This window comes from Streptomyces sp. SM1, from assembly GCF_002910825.1.
GTDB classification, from domain to species: Bacteria; Actinomycetota; Actinomycetes; order Streptomycetales; family Streptomycetaceae; genus Streptomyces; species Streptomyces okerensis.
The window spans coordinates 1-3,091 of record NZ_NEUB01000418.1 but is presented as its reverse complement, the minus strand read 5'-3'; the positions used below and the strand labels follow the sequence as shown (position 1 = coordinate 3,091).

The following is a 3,091-nucleotide window of genomic DNA, read 5'->3' as shown; positions in this document are numbered from 1 at the left end:
GGCGGGCTTGGGTGCCGACGGCGGCTTCGGGGCCGCCGGACCCGGACGTGCCGCCTGCGCCGGAGACGGCGCGGGAGGCCTGGGAGCCGCCTTCCGCGGGGCACCGGGCTTCGCGGCGGACTTGCCGTTGCCCCCGCCCTGCTGGAACGCGTCTGTCAGCTTGCGTACTACGGGCGCTTCGATGGTCGAAGACGCCGAACGGACGAACTCACCGAGTTCCTGGAGCTTGGCCATGACGACCTTGCTCTCCACGCCGAACTCCTTGGCGAGTTCGTAGACCCGGACCTTAGCCACTTCGCTCCTCTGAGGTCCGGGTTGCGTCCGGACCGTCGCTAGTTCATGGGCGTACTCATCGCGTACTCATCGAGTGCTCATCGCAATCTCGACCTGCTTTCGACTCGCGAGGTACCAGGCCGCACGGGGGGTTCCGTACGGCAAGTTCTTACCGTGTCGCCTGTCCAGCGGACGTGTCAGCCGCTGATCGGCAACCTTGTGCCTGCTCGACGTAGTGGCGCAACGCCTTTACGTCGAGCGGTCCCGGGACGCGCAGCGCCCTCGGAAACGCCCTGCGGCGCACCGCCTGGTCGAGACAGACCGGGACGGGGTGTACATACGCACCCCGGCCGGGCAGCGTACCGCGAGGATCCGGGACGCACGCGTCCTCGATCACCACGATCCGCAGCAGCTCGCTCTTGACCGCTCGCTCCCGGCACCCCACGCAGGTGCGCTCAGGGCATACGCCAGCACGTGTCCGGCCAGACACTCCCTAGTCTACCTCCCCGGACCGACCTCACCCCCCTGGGGCAAGAATCGAACAGCGCCGCGGACAAAGCTGTCGTGATCTCAGCGGACCGCGGCTTGGATCTATTCCCCGGTGTGTTCCCCGGCCCGGTCCCGGGCCTGTTCCCCGGTCCGCTCCCCGGCCTGCTCCGTGTCCGGCCGGATGTCGATCCGCCAGCCGGTCAGACGGGCGGCGAGGCGGGCGTTCTGCCCCTCCTTGCCGATCGCCAGGGACAGTTGGTAGTCCGGCACGGTGACCCGGGCGGACCGGGCGGCGAGGTCGACGACCTCCACCTTGGAGACCCGGGCCGGCGACAGCGCGTTCGCCACCATCTCGGCCGGGTCGTCCGACCAGTCGACGATGTCGATCTTCTCACCGTTCAGCTCGCCCATGACGCTGCGCACCCGGCCGCCCACCGGGCCGATGCAGGCGCCCTTGGCGTTCAGACCCGATCTGGTGGACCGGACGGCGATCTTGGTGCGGTGGCCCGCCTCGCGGGCGATCGCGGAGATCTCCACGGAGCCGTCGGCGATCTCCGGCACTTCCAGGGCGAACAGTTTCTTCACCAGATTGGGATGTGTGCGCGACAGGGTGACGGACGGGCCGCGTACGCCCTTGGCCACCCGGACGACGTACGACCGCAGCCGCATGCCGTGCGGGTAGGTCTCGCCGGGCACCTGCTCCTGCACGGGCAGGATGGCCTCCAGCCTGCCGATGTCGACCAGGACGTTCTTCGGGTCGCGGCCCTGCTGGACCACTCCGGTGACGATGTCGCCCTCGCGGCCGGCGTACTCGCCGAGCGTCGCGTCGTCCTCGGCGTCGCGCAGGCGCTGCAGGATGACCTGCTTGGCCGTGGTGGCGGCGATACGGCCGAAGCCGGACGGGGTGTCGTCGAACTCGCGGGCCTCCTGGCCCTCCTCGAGGTCCTCGGGGTCCTCCTTCGCCCACACGGTCACATGTCCGGTCTCCCGGCTCAGCTCCACGCGCGCGCGCCGGCGGCTGCCGTCGGTCCGGTGGTAGGCGATGAGGAGGGCCGACTCGATCGCCTCGACCAACAGGTCGAGAGAGATCTCCTTCTCCCGCACCAACAGCCGAAGAGCACTCATGTCGATGTCCACGATTACGCCTCCTCTTCCTTCTTGTCGTTCCTGTCGTTCCTGACGTCGGACGCGTCGTCCTTGCGGTTGAACTCGACCTGGACGCGCGCCCTGGTGATGTCGTCGAAGGCGAGTCTGCGCACGGTGGGCTTGCGGCCCTTGACTCCGGGCACCTCGAGGTCGAGGCCGTCGTCGTCGGCCGCGGTGATCCTGGCGACCAGTTCGCCGCCGTCGGCCAGCTGGAACCGCACGAGGCGGCCGGTGGCGCGCACGTAGTGGCGGCGCTCGGTGAGGAGGCGCTCCGCGCCGGGGGTTCCGACCTCGAGGGTGTACTCCGCGCTGCCCATCACGTCGCTCTCGTCGAGCTTCGCCGAGAGCGCGCGGCTCACATCGGCGATCCGGTCGAGGTCCGCACCGGTGTCGGAGTCGACGGTGACGCGCAGCACACGCTTGCGGCCGACCGAGTCCACGGCGATCTCTTCGAGATCCAGGCCCTGGGAGCTGACGAGCGGTTCCAGAAGTTCTCGAAGCCTCTCGCTCTGGGTGGTGCTCATCCGGGTGACTCCTCGGCCGCGTGTGCTGTTGTGGGACGGTGCGCGTGTCTGGGTCAAAGGGTATCCGGTCGCGGGGGGTGTTGCCGTCCACCCCGGTCACGGGGGGTGCCGCTGACCGCCGGGGGGCGGACGCACGGGTACCGTGATCGCGGGCCAGCGGTCCGTTTTCCGTTTCCCCTCCGTCGCCACGTTCGTACGAGCCCCCCGAGGACGTCTGCCGTGCCGTTCACCTCGTCTCCGCGCGCCCGGTCGGGGCCGCGCAGAAGGAGCCTGCTCGCCGCCGCGCCGGCGGCCCTGCTGGTGGCGGGTTGCTCCGCCGGTTCCGAGAACTCCGACACCGGCGGCAGCCGTCCCTCGGCCGCCGACCGGACCCGCGCGCGTGCGGCGCGGGAGAGCCAGGACCTCGCCGCGCGGTACGACGCGGTCCTCGCCGCGCACCCGAAGCTGGCGGAGCGGCTGCGGCCGCTGCGGGCGGAGGTGGTCCGGCACGCGGAGGCGTTCGGGGGTACGGCGAAGGCGTCGCCGTACCCCTCGGTGTCCGGAGCCGGCGCGACTCCTTCGGCGCCCTCCCCGGCCGCCGCGCCCGTGAAGGAGAAGGACGCCCTCGCCGAACTCGCCGCCGCCGAGCGGGAGCTCGCCGGCGCGCGGACGAAGGCACT

The 3,091-nt window shown here is 70.8% G+C and carries 5 protein-coding genes; 1 reads left to right on the top strand and 4 read right to left on the bottom strand.

Annotated features, from left to right (window positions below; genetic code table 11):
* The 4 genes from B9S61_RS10525 to rimP form a co-directional block, all read right to left on the bottom strand.
* On the bottom strand, positions 1-294 hold a 294-nt coding region (locus tag B9S61_RS10525; protein ID WP_181007320.1), incomplete at its 3' end, for a translation initiation factor IF-2 N-terminal domain-containing protein.
* A 148-nt stretch (positions 295-442) separates the two neighbouring features.
* Complete coding sequence (locus B9S61_RS10520) at positions 443-763, bottom strand: YlxR family protein (protein ID WP_103542021.1); 321 nt, start codon at positions 761-763, stop codon at positions 443-445.
* Positions 764-864: 101 nt separating this feature from the next.
* Positions 865-1,899: a transcription termination factor NusA gene (gene nusA / locus B9S61_RS10515; protein ID WP_103542020.1), complete on the bottom strand. Its 1,035-nt coding sequence runs from the start codon at positions 1,897-1,899 to the stop codon at positions 865-867.
* 2 nt (positions 1,900-1,901) lie between these two features.
* A complete protein-coding gene (rimP, locus tag B9S61_RS10510) occupies positions 1,902-2,432 on the bottom strand; it encodes a ribosome maturation factor RimP (RefSeq protein WP_103542019.1) in 531 nt (176 codons plus the stop codon).
* A 219-nt stretch (positions 2,433-2,651) separates the two neighbouring features.
* Here rimP and B9S61_RS10505 point away from each other — a divergent pair.
* Positions 2,652-3,091, top strand: a 440-nt coding sequence (locus tag B9S61_RS10505) for a hypothetical protein (protein ID WP_103542018.1), incomplete at its 3' end; no start/stop codon positions are given.

Coding starts and splice junctions, on each gene's coding strand:
- rimP (WP_103542019.1), bottom strand. CDS start 2,432: ATGAGCACCACCCAGAGCGAGAGGCTTCGAGAACTTCTGGAACCGCTC.